Annotated in this window: 11 protein-coding genes; 8 read left to right on the plus strand and 3 right to left on the minus strand. The window is 67.8% G+C overall.

Annotated features, from left to right (window positions below):
* Nucleotides 1-14 precede the first annotated feature (14 nt).
* The gene (locus tag V3W46_RS14940; RefSeq protein ID WP_331783926.1) at nucleotides 15-995 is read right to left on the minus strand and encodes a diacylglycerol/lipid kinase family protein; all 981 of its coding nucleotides are present in this window, start codon (nucleotides 993-995) and stop codon (nucleotides 15-17) included.
* 33 nt (nucleotides 996-1,028) lie between these two features.
* Nucleotides 1,029-3,395: an MMPL family transporter gene (locus tag V3W46_RS14945; protein ID WP_331783927.1), complete on the minus strand. Its 2,367-nt coding sequence runs from the start codon at nucleotides 3,393-3,395 to the stop codon at nucleotides 1,029-1,031.
* A 166-nt stretch (nucleotides 3,396-3,561) separates the two neighbouring features.
* On the opposite strand from V3W46_RS14945, the gene V3W46_RS14950 reads away from it, so the two are divergent.
* Nucleotides 3,562-4,128 carry a TetR/AcrR family transcriptional regulator gene (locus V3W46_RS14950; RefSeq protein WP_331783928.1) on the plus strand — a complete coding sequence of 189 codons (567 nt, stop codon included), beginning with the start codon at nucleotides 3,562-3,564 and terminating at the stop codon, nucleotides 4,126-4,128.
* Nucleotides 4,129-4,208: 80 nt separating this feature from the next.
* Here the strand turns inward: V3W46_RS14950 and V3W46_RS14955 are convergent, their stop codons facing one another.
* On the minus strand, nucleotides 4,209-5,258 hold the full coding sequence (locus V3W46_RS14955; RefSeq protein WP_331783929.1) for a LacI family DNA-binding transcriptional regulator: 1,050 nt from the start codon (nucleotides 5,256-5,258) through the stop codon (nucleotides 4,209-4,211).
* A gap of 156 nt (nucleotides 5,259-5,414) precedes the next feature.
* Between V3W46_RS14955 and V3W46_RS14960 the strand changes: the two genes are divergently transcribed.
* From V3W46_RS14960 to V3W46_RS14990, 7 genes are all read left to right on the plus strand, one after another.
* The gene (locus V3W46_RS14960; RefSeq protein WP_331783930.1) at nucleotides 5,415-6,680 is read left to right on the plus strand and encodes a sugar ABC transporter substrate-binding protein; all 1,266 of its coding nucleotides are present in this window, start codon (nucleotides 5,415-5,417) and stop codon (nucleotides 6,678-6,680) included.
* A gap of 58 nt (nucleotides 6,681-6,738) precedes the next feature.
* Nucleotides 6,739-7,731 (plus strand): carbohydrate ABC transporter permease, encoded by a 993-nt coding sequence (locus V3W46_RS14965; RefSeq protein ID WP_331783931.1) that lies wholly within the window; start codon nucleotides 6,739-6,741, stop codon nucleotides 7,729-7,731.
* A gap of 119 nt (nucleotides 7,732-7,850) precedes the next feature.
* Nucleotides 7,851-8,612: a carbohydrate ABC transporter permease gene (locus V3W46_RS14970; RefSeq protein ID WP_331784102.1), complete on the plus strand. Its 762-nt coding sequence runs from the start codon at nucleotides 7,851-7,853 to the stop codon at nucleotides 8,610-8,612.
* Between the two features lie 2 nt (nucleotides 8,613-8,614).
* Nucleotides 8,615-10,699, plus strand: coding sequence for a glycoside hydrolase family 31 protein (locus tag V3W46_RS14975; RefSeq protein WP_331783932.1), 2,085 nt, complete (start codon nucleotides 8,615-8,617; stop codon nucleotides 10,697-10,699).
* Complete coding sequence (locus tag V3W46_RS14980; protein ID WP_331783933.1) at nucleotides 10,689-12,743, plus strand: glycoside hydrolase family 127 protein; 2,055 nt, start codon at nucleotides 10,689-10,691, stop codon at nucleotides 12,741-12,743. The genes V3W46_RS14975 and V3W46_RS14980 overlap by 11 nt, the downstream gene beginning before the upstream one ends.
* A gap of 171 nt (nucleotides 12,744-12,914) precedes the next feature.
* Nucleotides 12,915-14,417 (plus strand): sugar ABC transporter ATP-binding protein, encoded by a 1,503-nt coding sequence (locus tag V3W46_RS14985; RefSeq protein ID WP_331783934.1) that lies wholly within the window; start codon nucleotides 12,915-12,917, stop codon nucleotides 14,415-14,417.
* On the plus strand, nucleotides 14,414-15,433 hold the full coding sequence (locus V3W46_RS14990; RefSeq protein ID WP_331783935.1) for an ABC transporter permease: 1,020 nt from the start codon (nucleotides 14,414-14,416) through the stop codon (nucleotides 15,431-15,433). Before V3W46_RS14985 ends, V3W46_RS14990 begins: the two co-directional genes overlap by 4 nt.
* The last annotated feature ends 68 nt before the right edge of the window (nucleotides 15,434-15,501 follow it).

Genomic DNA, 15,501 nt, shown 5'->3' on the forward strand with positions numbered 1-15,501 from the left:
CACCCGGCCACCGCTCACTCGGCCTCGGCGGGCACGCGCACGAGCAGCGCGCCCTTGTCGATGCGGGCGTTGAACGCCGTCGTCTTGCCGAACGAGTCGCCGTCGAGCTCGATCTCTTCGGGGCGCGACAGTCGGGCGACGAACGACGTGCCGGTCTGGTAGTGCAGGTCGCCGTCGTTGCGGTGCTCGCCGGCCAGGGCGCGACCCGCCTTCGTTCGCCGCACGATGCCGTTCAGCCAGGCGACCTTCGCCCAGATGCGGATCCAGCCGAGCACACCGCCGGGCCGCATCAGCAGCAGGTCGAAGAGGCCGTCGTCTACCACCGCGTCGGGCATCAACAGGATGTTCGCGGGCAACGACCCGCAGTTGCCGATGATCAGCGTGTGCACGGTCGCGCGTTTCGTCGGCTCATCGTTGAGCCTGAACCGCAGGTGCAGTTCGTTCGGGTCGCGCAGCGACTTGGCGATCGCCTGCACGTAGGCGGCCCAGCCGGCCTTCGCCTTCAGGTCGTCGTCGGTGTTCGCGATCATCTTGGCGTCGATGCCCATGCCCGCCATCACGACGAACGCGTGCCGGTCGCGGCTGGCGTCTTCGCGCTCGATGTCGATCACGCCGAGGTCGATGGGCCGGTCGACGCCGGTGAACGCGGTCACCACCGAGCCGGGCATGTCGTTCAGTGTCAGTTTCAGGTTGCGGGCGAGCAGGTTGCCGGTGCCCGAGGGCAGCAGGGCGAGCGGGATGCCGCTGCCGCGCAGGGCCTCGGCCACTGCGCGCACGGTGCCGTCGCCGCCGGCCGCGATCACGAGGTCGACCCCGCGTTCGCGCGCGACCTGGGTGACACCCTGGCCGACGTCGTCGACAGATGTCTCGAGCCACACCGTCTCGCCCCAGCCGGCGTCGCGCGCCGCCGACTCGACCGCCTCGCGCAGGGCGTCGAGGTCGACCTTGATGGGGTTGTAGATGACGGCGGCGGTCTGGGGCGAGGGCTCGGTCATGCGCTCATCGTATGAGCAGGGCCAGCTCGCACACTAAACAGATACGAGGGTTGACAGATCGCGCTCTTCGGGGTGCTCGTCGAACCGTTCGAGTTGTGCGCCCTCGACATCGACATCGGGGGTGATGCGGTCGAGCCAGCGCGGCAGCCCCCAGGCCTTCTCGCCGAGCAGGTGCATCGCGGCGGGAATCAGCAGCAGGCGCACGACGAACGCGTCGACCAGAACACCCACGGCGAGGCCGAAGCCGATGGTGCGCGCCTCGACGAGGTCGCCGAACACGAAGCCGCCGAACACCGACACCATGATGATGCCGGCCGCGATGACCACCGGTCGGGCGGTGCGCAGGCCCGCATTCACCGCTTTGCGCGCCTCCATGCCGTGTACGTGCGCTTCGCGCATGCCCGAGGTGATGAAGAGCTGGTAGTCCATCGCGAGCCCGAAGATGATGCCGATCAGCAGAATCGGCAGGAAGCTCAGGATGGGCGCGGGGTCGTGGATGCCGAACAGAAAGCCGAGCCAGCCCCACTGGTAGACGGCCGTCACCGCGCCGAACGTCGCGAGCACCGTCAGCAGGAAGCCGGCCGTGGCGATCACCGGCACGGCGATTGATCGGAAGACCAGGATCATGATGAGAATCGACAGGCCCAGCACGATGACGAGGTAGATCGGCAGGGCATCTGCGAGCTTCGCCGAGATGTCGATGTTGATCGCCGTCAGCCCTGTCACGCCGATGGTGACGCCGAGCTGGTCGTCGAGCGCATTCGAGAGGCCGCGCAGGTCGGTGACGACCTGTTCGGTGCTGGCCGCCGACGGGCCGTCAGAGGGGATGACCTGGAAGATCACGGTGCGGTTGTCGGCGCTCGCGCCGGCCGGTGCCGCTGCGACCACGTTGGTCACGGCGAGCAGCTGGTCGGCGACGTCGGCCTCGAGGCCGGTGAGGGCGGCTGCGTCGGTGGTGGCCGGCAGGTTCGCGACCACGATGATGGCGCCGTTCATGCCCGCGCCGAACGCGTCGTCGATCTGGCTGTACGCCTTGTACTCGGTCGAGTCGGCGGGCTGCGACTTGCCATCGGGCAGGGCCAGTCGCATCGACAGGGCCGGCACGGCAACGATGAGCAGCGCGATGACCCCGGCCACCAGGATGAGAATGGGGTGGCGAGTGGCGAGCGTGCCCTCTTTCGCCTGCCCCTTCGCGTGCTCCGCCGGCGCGTGATCGGGGGTCGCAGCGTGTTTCTGGCCGCCGAGGGAGGCGCGTTGCTTCTTGGGCAGCACTCGCAGGCCGGCGAGCGACATCAGGGCGGGAGTGAGGGTGAGCGCGACCAGAACGGCGATGGCGACGCACACGGCACCGGCGGTTCCCATCAGCCCGAGAAAGCCGATGCCGGTGACGTTGAGGGCGGCGAGGGCGATGATCACGGTGATGCCGGCGAACATGACGGCATTGCCCGAGGTGCCGTTGGCCAAGCCGATCGACTCGCGCACGGGCACACCCGCACGCAGCTGACGCCGGTGGCGGTTCAGGATGAACAGGGAATAGTCGATGCCGACTGCGAGGCCGAGCATCAGGCCCAGGGTCACCGTGGCCGACGACATCGACACCACGCCCGAGAAGGCCAGAACGCCGAGTGCGCCCACGCCGACGCCGATGAACGACGACAGCAGCGGCAGTCCGGCGGCGATGAGCGAGCCGAGCATGATGAAGAGCACGATCGCAGCGATCAGCACGCCGACGATCTCACCCGCGCTGATCCCGACAGTGACCGAGGTCATCGAAGCCGAGTAGTTCACATCGACACCGGGGATCGACGTGCCGTCGATGGCGTCGATGGCCGCCTGCTTGTCGTCGGGCGTGACGTCGGCGGTGGTCTTGTCGAACACGATCGTCGCAACGGCCGTGGTGTTGTCGCTCGACACGGTCTGGATCTTCGCCGCTGCGTCGAGCAACCGCTGGCCGTCGGTGACCTGGGCCTGTTGCGCCGCGACATCGGCACTGCTCGGCAGTGCGGCGAGCTGGGCTGCCGCGGCGGTCAGTTCGGCCTGCCGGGCCTGGCGCTCGGACTCGGTGTCGAACGGATCGATCGTCGAGTTCACCCCTGGGGTCGCGGCCGCGGCGGCCAGTGCGTCACCGATGTCGGCCTGCTGATCGCTCGAGAACGCGCTGCCGTCTGACGTCGAGAACACCACCTGGCCGGTGCCGCGGTCGGCGTCGGGCAGTGAGGCCTGCAACTGGTCGGCGACGTTCTGGGCCGGCGTGCCCGAGATCGAGAAGGTACTCGCCAGCGTGCCGCCGCCGACGAGGAAGGCGGTGCCGACTCCGCCGAGCACGACGGCCCAGACAGCGATGACGATCCAGGCGCGCTTCGCTGAGGCGAGCCCCAGTCGTTGCAGGAGCGTGGCCATGAGGAGCCTTTCGATCGTTCGGATTCGGGCTGTGCGAGCATCCGTCGTCGATCACCGGGCGGTTCGAACGAAGCCCATGCTCATCACGGACGACCTCGTCGGGTCTCATGGTACCAAAACGCTACGTAACGTAATGTGTGAATGTGCCGTGAGGTACGCTCGGGGCGTGGAGAAGCCAGGACGCAAGCGCAGCGAAGACGCGCGCGGGGCCGTGCTGCGCGCGATGCGCGAGCTGGTGACCGAGCAGGGCTATGCGCACGTGACGATCGAGAAGATCGCTGCGCGAGCGAGGGTGGGCAAGCCGACGATCTACCGGTGGTGGCAGTCGAAGAACGCCATTCTCGCCGAGTGCGTGCTGAGCGGAGAGGTGCTGCCGACCCCCGTCACCACCGACTCGGCGGCCGGGCTGAGCGACGATGCGACCGCCTGGTTCCGCGCCGTTCTCAGCTACGTCGACGACAACGCTCCGCTGCTGCGCGGGCTGGTCGCCGCCGCCTACGAAGACCAGACCATCGCGGCGCAACTCGCCGCGCTCCTGGCCGACCCGTTCGAGGCCGCTTTCACCGAGTGGGCGGCCGCCGGGGTCGGTGCAGCCGACGTCTCGACGCGGGGGCTCGCCCAGCTGCTGCACGGCGCGATTCTCTACCGGCTCTCCCAGGGGTCGGACGACGGCGACGACCTGACCGAAGAGCTGTTCGCGATTCTCGTCTCTCGCCTGCGCCCTCAGGCGTAGGGCCGCGCACCGGCAGACGCTCGCCGCCACCCGCGCCGTCGACGCGCGCGGAACCGCCGAACGCGCAGCTCGGGGGCGCGCTATAGCCCCCAGGCCCCCGTCGACTCGCGCGGAACCACCCGTACCGGCCCGAGCCGCACCCCGCGCGCGCTCTGGCCGCCGATCGCGCGCACGAGCTCCTGCGCGGCCGATCGCCCGAGCTCCTGCAGATTCATCTCGACACTCGTGAGGGGCGGCCGGGCCTCCTGGGCCAGCACGTCCCAGTTGTCGAAGCCCATCACGGCCACGTCGTCGGGCACCTGCAACCGGCTCTCGCGCAGCTGGTCGAGCGCCCCTCTGGCGAGCTGGTCGCTGCCGCAGAGCAGGGCGTCGAACTGCTCGCCCGACTCGACCAGAGACGAGGTGGCGCGGCGGCCCCAGCCTTCACCCCACGGGCCGTACAGGTTGGTTCCGCCGACGAGTGACAGCCCCTCTTCGTGCATCCGTTCGGCCGCGCCTGCCACACGGTCTCGGGCCGCCGAGTACGACGGGTCGCCGTTGATGAAGGCGATTCGCCTGCGCCCGCGCGAGAGCAGGTGATCGACCGCCTGTCGGCCGGCGTCGTGGTTGTCGGGCGTGAACGAGAGGTCGGCCGGGTCTTCTGACGGAGCGTAGACGTAGACGACGGGTATCGACAGGCCGGCGGTGATGGATGCCCGAGGGTTCGTCGTTCGGCCCACCACCAGCAGCCCGTCGACCCGTTTTGCCAGCAGCATGTTGAGCTGGTGGTTCTCGCGAATCGAGTCGCTGCGGGCGTCGGCGAGCAGCACCGAGGTCGAGCCGGCGCCGAACGCGTCTTCGGCGCCGAGCAGCACAGGCAGCACGAAACGGTTGTCGAGGTCTTGGGTGAGCATGCCGATCGTGCCCGTGGTGGCCGAGTTCAGCGCCTTCGCGAACGGGTTGGGGGTGAACGACAGAGCCGCCGCGGCGTCGAGAACCTTCTGCCGGGTCTCGGCACGCACCTGACTGACCCCGTTGATCGCCTTCGAGGCGGTGGCCAGCGACACGCCGGCGAGTTCGGCGACGTCGGTCAGCGTGGTCGCGCCCTTGCCCCGCTTGCGGCCGTCCATCAGCACCACTCCGATTCTCACGAAACCCTCACTAGATTGTTACATGCACTCGGCGCCGACTTTGCGCTTGACGTGCCGAATCCTGGCGCCTATGGTGATGACCGAAAGTACTTTCGGTGTTTTCGGTAATCGAGACCCGGTAGCTGCACGGCCACGTCACATTCAGAGAGGAATATCGTGATCAGTTCAACCAAGAGGGGGCGCCTCGCCGGGGCTGCCGTTCTCACCGTCGCCGCCGTTGCGGGCCTGGCGGCCTGTTCGTCGGGCGGCACAGCAACAGACTCATCGTCGGCTGCGGCCGCCGGCGGCACCTACACCTTCTGGGATCCGTACCCCCAGTTCGACGAGACGGCAGACTGGTCGAAGCTCGTGGCGAAGTGCGGCACCGACAACGGTGTCACGATCGAGCGCACCGGCTACGACACGTCAGACCTGACGAGCAAGGCGCTGCTCGCCGGCCAGCAGGGCAACTCGCCCGACGTGCTGCTCATCGACAACCCCGTCGTGTCGACGCTGGCCGACGCGGGCATCCTGACCACCACCAAAGACCTCGGACTCGACACGTCGAACTTCGAGCCGAACATCCTGGCCGCCGGCCAGAGCAATGGCGACACCTACGGCGTACCGATCGGTGCGAACACGCTCGCCCTCTACTACAACAAAGACGTTCTCGCCGCAGCAGGCGTCGACATCGCGAGCGTCACCGACTGGGATTCGCTGAACGCCGCGCTCGCCAAGGTGAAGGCGGCCGGCAAGCAGGGCATCACCTATGCCGGCATCGGCACCGAAGAGGGCAGCTTCCAGTTCCTGCCCTGGTTCTGGGGTGCGGGCGCCGAGCTGACCGACCTCAGCTCGCCGGCAGCGGCCGACGCGGCCACACTGTGGACCGACTGGGTGCAGCAGGGTTACGCGCCGAACTCGGTGATCAACAACACGCAGACCACCAGCTGGCAGGAGTTTCTGACCGGTGACTTCGCGTTCAGCGAGAACGGAACGTGGCAGCTGGCCGGCGCCGACAAGTCGGGCCTGAACTACGGCGTCATTCCGATTCCGGGCAAGACGGGCGGCTCTGCGGCGGCACCGACCGGTGGCGAGTTCGTCACCGCGCCCGTGCAGAAAGACACTTCGCGCTACGCCACCACCGAGAAGATCATCTCCTGCCTGACCAGCAACGAGAATCTGCTGAACACCGACACGACGCTGTCGTACGTCGCCCCCATCGCGAGCGTGCAGCAGCAGCAGGTCGCCGCGAACCCCGAGCTGACCCCGTGGGTCGCCGCGGTCGGCGCCGCCCAGGGCCGCACCAGCGACAACCTGGGCACCAAGTACCCGATCATCTCCGAGCAGATGTGGGGCGGTTTTCAGAACGCCATGTCGGGCAGCCAGTCGCCCTCGGCAGCCATGCAGGCGGCGCAGACCGCCGCAGCGGCGGGCACGCAGTAGGCGGCAGCGTGCCGGCACCCAGGTTCACGACGCAGACGACCCAGGCTAGGACTCCTTCATGACCATCACCCGGAACGCCAAGCGCACGTCTGCGCACCCGGCCGGCGAGGCGACGCCACCCGTCACCTCGCCGGGCTTCCCGGTCGACCAGCACACGCCGAAGCGCCGCATCCGTTCCACCCAGTGGGTGGCGTGGGCGTTCCTCGCACCCGTGGTCGTCTACCTGGCGCTGTTCTACGTCGTACCGCTGTACAAGAACATCGACCTGAGCATCCGCGACTACACGGTTCGGTCGTTCGTGCAGGGCAACGCGCCCTTCATCGGGCTCGAGAACTACGTCAAGGTGTTCACCGACCCGACCTTCTGGCCGGCCATCCTGCACACCGGGTTCTTCGTGCTGGTGTCGATTCTGTTCCAGTTCACCATCGGCATTGCTCTGGCCGTGTTCTTCTACAACCGGTTCAGGCTGTCGGGCACACTGCGGGCGCTGTTCCTGGTGCCGTGGCTGCTGCCTCTGATCGTGTCGGCGTCGACGTGGTCGTGGATGCTCAACAGCGATTCGGGCATCGTGAACTCGGTGCTCGAATCGTTCGGCATCGGCAGTATCAACTGGTTGACCTCACCCCAGTGGGCCCTGGTCTCGGTGACAATCGCCAACATCTGGATCGGTATTCCGTTCAACCTCGTCATCCTGTATTCGGGGCTGCAGAACATCTCCGCCGACCTGTACGAGGCCGCGTCGCTCGACGGGGCAACGGCATGGCAGAAGTTCTGGCGCATCACCTTTCCGCTGCTGCGCCCGGTGTCGGCGATCACGATTCTGCTCGGCCTGGTCTACACGCTGAAGGTGTTCGACATCATCTGGATCATGACCCGGGGCGGGCCCGCCAACTCGTCGACCACGCTGTCGACCTGGTCGTACCAGCTCGGCTTCGGCTCGACACTGCCCAAGTTCGGCCCCGCGGCCGCCGTCGGCAACATCCTGATCATCGTGGCCCTCGTCTTCGGGCTGCTCTACATCGTCATGCAACGACGGGAGGCCCGACGATGACCGCCTTCGCCACGCCGTCGCGTGCCGCGCTTTCGGCTGCCGGAGCTCCCGCGCCGAGGGCCCGCAGGCCGCGCAAGACCTGGTACATCACCGTGATCGGGGTGGTGCTCACGGCGATCATGCTGTTTCCGATCTACTGGATGATCAACGTCTCGCTCACGCAGACCAGCGACATGCGCAAGAACCCGCCGAACTGGTTTCCGATCGATCCGACGTTCTCGGGGTACCAGGCGGTGCTCTCACAGCAGCTGCCCTACCTCGGCACGAGCCTCATCGTGGGGCTCGGCACCGTGGTCGTCACCCTCGTGCTGGCCGCTCCGGCGGGGTATGCGCTCGCCAAGCTGCGCCCGCGCGGCGGGGGAGCGCTCAGCTTCGTGTTCCTGATCTCGCAGATGATCCCGGGCATCATCATGGCGATGGGGTTCTACGCGATCTACCTCAACCTGGGCATCCTGAACTCGATACCCGGGCTGATCATCGCCGATTCGACGATCGCGGTGCCGTTCGGCGTGCTGCTGTTCACCGCCTTCATGTCGGCCATTCCCGACGAGCTCATGTCGGCGGCGAAGATCGACGGCGCGAGCACCTGGCGAACGTTCGTGTCGATCGTGTTGCCGGTGAGCCGCAACTCGATCGTGACGGTGTCACTGTTCGCGTTCCTGTGGGCCTGGTCTGACTTCATCTTCGCCTCGACGCTCGACGGCGGCGGCAAGATGCAGCCGATCACCCTCGGCATCTACAAGTACATCGGCAACAACAACCAGGAGTGGAACTCCATCATGGCCACCGCCGTCGTCGCGTCGATTCCCGCCGCCGTACTGCTCGTCGTCGCCCAGCGCTACGTCGCCGCCGGGGTCACTGCCGGTGCGGTCAAAGACTGACCATGGTGAGCTACCTTCCGTCGCCCACCTCGCTCGAGGTTCGGCACGGGCACGAAGTGCTGCGCATCGAAGCGTGGGGCACTGACAGTGCGCGCATTCGTGCCGCGCTCTACAGGGTGCCGACCTCGAGCGTGGGCGCCCTCGACGATGTACCGCCACAGTTCGGCGCATCCGCTACCGCTCGAGGGGGCGCAGATGCGCCGAACGGTAGCGCGGCAGACGGTGACAGCGGGTTCGGGGTGATCGTCGAGACCACGGCCGGCGGCGCCCGGCTCGTCAACGGCGAGCTCACTGTGACGGTGACCTTCGACGAGTCGGAGCCGTATCCGGTGCCACACCTGACGTTCACGCGAACGTCGAGCGGCGCCGAACTGCTGGCCGAGAGCCGTGAACACTTCTGGCAGCCCGCAGCGCGCGTGTTTCTCGGCAACGGATCGGGTGCCTACGAGATTCACCAGCAGTTCGCCTCCTACCCCGATGAGAAGCTCTTCGGCCTCGGCCAGCGCACGCACGGCCGGCTGAACATCAAGGGTCTTGCCCTCGACCTCGTGCAGCGCAACGCCGAGGTGAACATTCCCTTCGTGCTCTCTGACCGCGGATATGGTCTGCTCTGGAACGTGCCCGCCGTCGGCCGCGTCGAATTCGCCGAGAACGCCACCCGCTGGCAGGCCGGTCAGGCCCGAGAGATCGACTACTGGATCACCGCGGCACCCACCCCGGCCGCCATTCTCGAGCGGTACGCCGACGCCACCGGCTACACCCCTGTTCTGCCCGACTGGGCGAGTGGTTTCTGGCAGTCGAAGCTGCGGTACCGCACACAGGATGAACTGCTCGAGGTCGCGCGCGAACACACACGGCTCGGCCTGCCCCTGTCGGTCATCGTCGCCGACTTCTTTCACTGGTCGGCCATGGGCGACTATCGCTTCGACGAAACACAGTGGCCCGACGTGCCCGCGATGGTGACCGAGCTCGCCTCGCTCGGCGTCGAGCTCATGGTGTCGATCTGGCCGACTGTCTCACCGCTGTCGGAGAACTTCGCCGACTACCGCGACCGCGGGCTGCTCGTGGGCACAGACCAGGGCGTGGAGTTTCTGCAGACCATCCAAGACAAGGGCATGGCCACACCGATGCCCGTGGGCTTCTACGATGCGTCGAACCCCGAGACACGCGAGTACGTGTGGGGGCTGGTCTCACGCAACTATCTCGACGCGGGCATCCGGGTGTTCTGGCTCGACGCGTCGGAGCCTGAGCTGAACCCCGCGCATCCGTCGAACATGCATCTGTATGCAGGGCCGGGAGCCGAGGTCGCAAACATCTATCCGCGCGACAACGCGCGCCTGTTCGCCGAAGGTATGGCCGCAGCCGGCCAGCCGCCCACCGTGTTGCTCTGCCGCTCGGCGTGGGCCGGCTCGCAGAAGTACGGTGCCGCGGTGTGGTCGGGCGACATTCCGGCGACGTGGCGCTCGCTCACCGAGCAGGTGCGTGCGGGGCTGAACATCGCCATCTCAGGCATTCCGTGGTGGACCACCGACATCGGAGGCTTTCACGGCGGCGACGCGAGCGACCCGGCCTACCAGGAACTCGTCACGCGCTGGTTTCAGTACGGGGTGTTCTGCCCGCTGTTCCGCCTGCACGGTGACCGCGAGCCGCGCACCCCCACGGGATACGCCATGACCGGAGGCCCGAACGAGGTGTGGTCGTTCGGTGACGACACCTTCGCGCTGCTGCGCGACGTGCTCGAGGTGCGCGAACGGCTGCGGCCGTACATCCACGACCAGATGCGGCTCGCGTCGGCCACCGGACTGCCGCCCATGCGGCCGCTGTTCGTCGACTACCCCGACGACCCCGGCGCGTGGATGGTCGACGATCAGTTTCTCTTCGGCCCCGACATTCTCGTCTGCCCGATCACCGCGCCGGGTCAACGAGAACGTTCGGTGTACCTGCCCGGCGCGCCCGGTGGCGGGCGCTGGATCGACGCCTACACGGGCGACTCGTTCGCCCCAGGTCAGACCATCACCGCAGCTGCACCCCTTTCGCACATCCCCGTCTACCTTCGAGAAGAATCTCAGGTGTCTCTTGTCTCATGACCTCGCACTCTCACCCGAGGCCGACCTCGCCGACGCCCCCCGGCGCACCGCCCGCGGGGGACCGGTCGCGCCGAGCCGCTCGCGGCTGCGCCCGCTCGGGCCCGACGAGATCGTCGTCGACGGCGGATTCTGGGGCGAACGCCAGAGGCTGAACGCCGACGTGATCCTGCAGCACTGCGAGACGTGGATGGAACGCATCGGCTGGATCGGCAACTTCGACCGCGTCGCCGACGGCGTCATCGGCGGCAACCACTCGGGCATCGAATTCGTCGACTCCGAGATCTACAAGCTGCTCGAGGCCATGGCGTGGGAGCTCGGGCGACGCCCCGACGATGCGCTCGAGCGCCGCTATCGGTCGCTGGTCGCCCGGGTCGCCGCCGCCCAGGACGACGACGGCTATCTGCACACGAGCTTCGGCCACGCCGGGCAGCCGGCGCGGTACTCGAACCTCGAGTGGGGCCACGAGCTGTACTGCCTCGGTCACCTGATGCAGGCCGCGGTCGCCCGCATCAGGGGCGGCTACGCCGACGACGAGATCGTCGCCGTCGCGCGCCGGGTGGCCGACCACGTCTACCGCGAGTTCGGGCCCGGGGGCCGCATCGCCATCTGCGGGCATCCCGAGATCGAGGTCGCCCTCGCCGAGTTCGCGCGCGCCACTGGCGAATCGCGGTATCTCGACATGGCCCGGCTCTTCATCGAGCGACGCGGCAACGGGATGCTCGCCACGACGATTCTCTTCGGGCACGAGTATTTTCAAGACGACCTGCCCGTGCGCGACGCCACCGTGCTGCGCGGCCACGCCGTTCGGGCGCTCTACCTCGCCAGCGGGGCGCTCGACGTGGCGACCGAGACCAACGACCGGCGGCTCGCCGACGCCATCGCCCTGCAGTGGCGCAACACGGTGTCGCGCCGCACCTACATCACGGGCGGAATGGGCTCACACCATCAAGACGAGGCCTTCGGCGACGACTACGAACTGCCCGCCGATCGGGCGTACTCCGAGACGTGTGCGGGAATCGGCTCGGTGATGCTCAGCTGGCGCCTGCTGCTCGAGACCGGCGAGAGCGCCTACGCCGACCTCATCGAACGTACCCTGCTCAACAACATCCTCGCCTCGCCGCGCGAAGACGGCCGTGCGTTCTACTACACGAACACGCTGCAGCAGCGCACCGAGGGCGCCGTACCGGCCGAAGACCAGCTGAGCGAGCGCGCCGAGGCGAGCCTGCGGGCGCCCTGGTTCGAGGTGTCGTGCTGCCCCACGAATGTGGCCCGCACGCTGGCGAGCGTGGGGCTGTACTTCGCCACGGCCGACGACCACGGGGTGCAGCTGCACCAGTACGGCGACTACACGGTGACGACGACGCTGCCCGACGGCAGGGTGGTGTCGTTGCGGGTGCAGTCGGGGTACCCCTTCGATGGCGACGTGCGGGTGACCGTGCTCGCCGACGTCGACGCGACGATCGTGCTGCGCGTGCCGCGCTGGGCGCAGGGGGCGGCCGAGGCGCGGTTCGTCGCGGCCGGTCGGGGTGCGGGTTCGGCTGCGGCCGCGACCGACCCGGGCACGCCGGCCGGCGCAGCCGGCCTCGGTGGCGGGGTACCCGGCGGTTCGGCGGGCGCACCGCTCGGCCTCGCGGGGTCGACGCTGGCCGTCGCACGCGCCTTCGCCGCGGGCGACAGCATCATGCTGCGGCTGCCGATGAAGCCCCGCGTCGTGCACCCGCACCCGCGCATCGATGCGGCCCGCGGCGCGGTGGCCGTCGAGCGGGGCCCACTCGTGCTCGTTCTCGAGTCGCCCGACTTGCCCGCCGGCGCCAGCACCGAGAACGCCGGCATCGATCTCGCGCAGCCGCTGCTGCCGACCGCTCGGGGAGCCCAGGCGTCGGTGCGGCTGCATGCCGAGCGCGAAGACTCCGGATGGCCGTATGACGAGCCCGCGCTCGGCGCGGCCGCGCCGTCGACGACGGTGCGCGCAGAACTGACGCCGTACTTCGCCTGGGCCAACAGGGGGCCGTCGACGATGCGGGTGTGGCTGCCGACCGAGTGAGCCGAAACAGACTCGAAACATGCGAGGGGGTGATTCACCTGCTCGTGTGCGAATTGCCAATCGCGTCGGAACAACGTTGGCCGACGCTCCATAGTTTCGAATGTGCTCAGAATCTAGCGTGACCTGTATGCGGCAGGAGTGCCGCGATCACACAGCGATCTGAGGGTTCCCATGTCACATTCCGCTTTGGCTGTCGCCGACGTCGGCAAGAGTTATGGGCGCAACCGGGTACTCGACGGTGTCAGCTTCGAGGTGGTGCCGGGCGAGACCGCCGCTCTTCTCGGCGAGAACGGGGCCGGCAAGTCCACCCTCGCGAAGATCATCGCCGGTTCGATCGGGCACGACGAAGGCACCCTCACCGTCGCAGGGGAGCCGGCTCGATTCTCGAACCCCCGCGATGCGCTTGAGCACGGAGTGGCCTTCATTCCGCAGGAGCTCGTCTATGTGCCACGGCTGACGGTGGCAGAGAACATCTGTCTCGGCCGGTCGACGGGCAGGTTCGGGCTGACCAGCCCCACGAGCATCCTGCGTCAGGCCCGCCGCGACGCCAACGCGCTGGGGTTCGATCTGCCGCTGAACCGCACGATGGACTCGATTCCGCTCGTGCAGCAGCAGCTGGTCGAGGTGCTCAAGGCGTTCGCTCGCAATTCGAAAGTCGTACTGCTCGACGAGCCGACCGCCGCGCTCGAGGCAGAAGACAGCGACCACCTGCTGGCGCTCATCCGTCAGCTCGCCGGGCGTGGCGTCGCCGTGGTGTACATCAGCCACCGCATCGACGAAGTGTTCCGCAGCTGCGACACCGTGCACGTGCTGCGCGGCGGTCGCCTCGTACAGTCGCAGCCGATCGCCGAGACCACGCCCCGTGAGGTCATCGCGTCGATGCTCGGTCGCCCGGCAGACGAGGTCACCGTGGCCAAGCGCCAGTCTGCCGACACCGAGGTGGCCCTGATGCTCAGCGACTGGAACCGAAGCGAGGCTCCGGCCCTCACAGGCGTCTCGCTCAGCGTGCAGAAGGGTGAGATCGTCGGTCTGTACGGGGTGCGGGGCGCCGGCGCCGAAACCATCGCCGAGACGCTCGGCGGCCTGCACGCCGAGATCGACGGAAACACGCAGGTGCTCGGTCGGCCCGTGGGCGATCTCAGCACGCCGATCGGTTCGCGGCGTGCTGGAATCTCGTACGTGCCCGCCGACCGCAAGTCGCAGGGGCTGGTGCTGCAGAACCCCATCGTGCACGCCCTGTCGCTGCCCTCGCTGTCGAACCTCACCCGACTCGGCTGGATCCGCGCCGCCGCCGAGCGGCGTTCGGCCCGACGTCTGGCCGACCGCGTGCGGGTGAAGAGCCAGTCGCTGAACCAGAAGGTGGGCGAGCTCTCGGGCGGAAACCAGCAGAAGGTTCTGGTCGGCAGCCGGCTGGCCACCGACTCCAGTGTTCTGGTGCTGCAGGAGCCCACCCGTGGAGTCGATGTCGGTGCCCGGCTCGAGATCCACCGGCTGCTGCGCGAACTGGCCGATGCCGGGATGGCCGAGCTGCTGGTCACATCAGACATCGAAGAAGCGGTCATTCTGAGCGATCGGCTGCTGATCCTGCGGCAGGGCCGCATCGTTCATGAAATCGTCAACCCGTCTCTCGGCTCGCAGGCCGAGGCACTTCACTTCGCCGGAGGAACCGTATGACCTCGACAACAACACCGCCCGCAGCTGTCGGCGGCACGGAGAAGAAGGCCGCGACGCCGTCTGGGCGCTCGGGGCTGCTCGGCGAGAACGGCGTGCAGTTCATCCTGCTGGTCGTCTTCCTCGTCGCGGTGTGGATCTTCTTCGCGAGCTTCGATCCGAGGTTCGCAACGGGGAACAACGTGTTGACGATCATCTCGGTCTCCAGCGTGATCGGTCTCGTCTCGCTCGGCCAGGCCCTCACCGTCATCTCTGGCGGCTTCGACCTGTCGGTCAGCGGGGTCGTGCCGCTCGGCGGCATCCTGTTCGCCATACTCACGAACGCCGGATGGGCTGTCTTCCCAGCCATCGTCGCCGTGGTCGTGGTCGGTGCCCTCGCCGGACTCGTCAATGGTGTGATCATCACGCGATTCAAGATCAATCCGATGATCGCGACCCTGGGCATGCTCTCGGTGACCGGTGGTATCGCCCTCACCCTGAGCAATGGGCTGCAGATTCCCTTTACGAACGTCGACGCCGGAGTGCTCGCAGACCGGTCGCTGTTCAACATCAACAACCACGTGTGGCTGCTTGTGCTGCTGTCGATCGTGTTGTTCCTCGTGCTGCGCTATACCTCCTACGGCCGCCGCATCTACGCTGTCGGCGGCAACAGGGAGGCGGCCCGGCTGGCCGGCGTGCGGGTCGATGTCATCACGGCCTCGGTGTATGTGATCTGTGCGGCGTTCGCCGCGCTCGCCGGTGTGGTGCTGGCCAGCCAGCTGCTCACCGGATCGGGCACCGCGGGAATCAACTCGAATCTGCAGTCGATCACGGCCGTGATTCTGGGCGGCGCCGCCCTCACCGGCGGCGTGGGCGGTGTACCCGGCACGCTGATCGGCGTGCTCATTCTCGGAACGCTCTCGAACGGTATGGCGATTCTGCACGTGCCCTCGTTCTACCAGACCATCGCCACCGGGGTCGTGCTGCTGCTGGCGGTCGGCCTCAGCCAGCTGCGCGTGCTGCGCCGACGCAAGAGCTGACGCGCTCGACCCCCAGCATCAGATTTCCCCGGCCGGGTCTACCGGCGCACCATCAACAGCACGACCTA

Origin of the sequence: Subtercola sp. YIM 133946 (assembly GCF_036553535.1) — a bacterium.
GTDB lineage: Bacteria > Actinomycetota > Actinomycetes > Actinomycetales > Microbacteriaceae > Subtercola.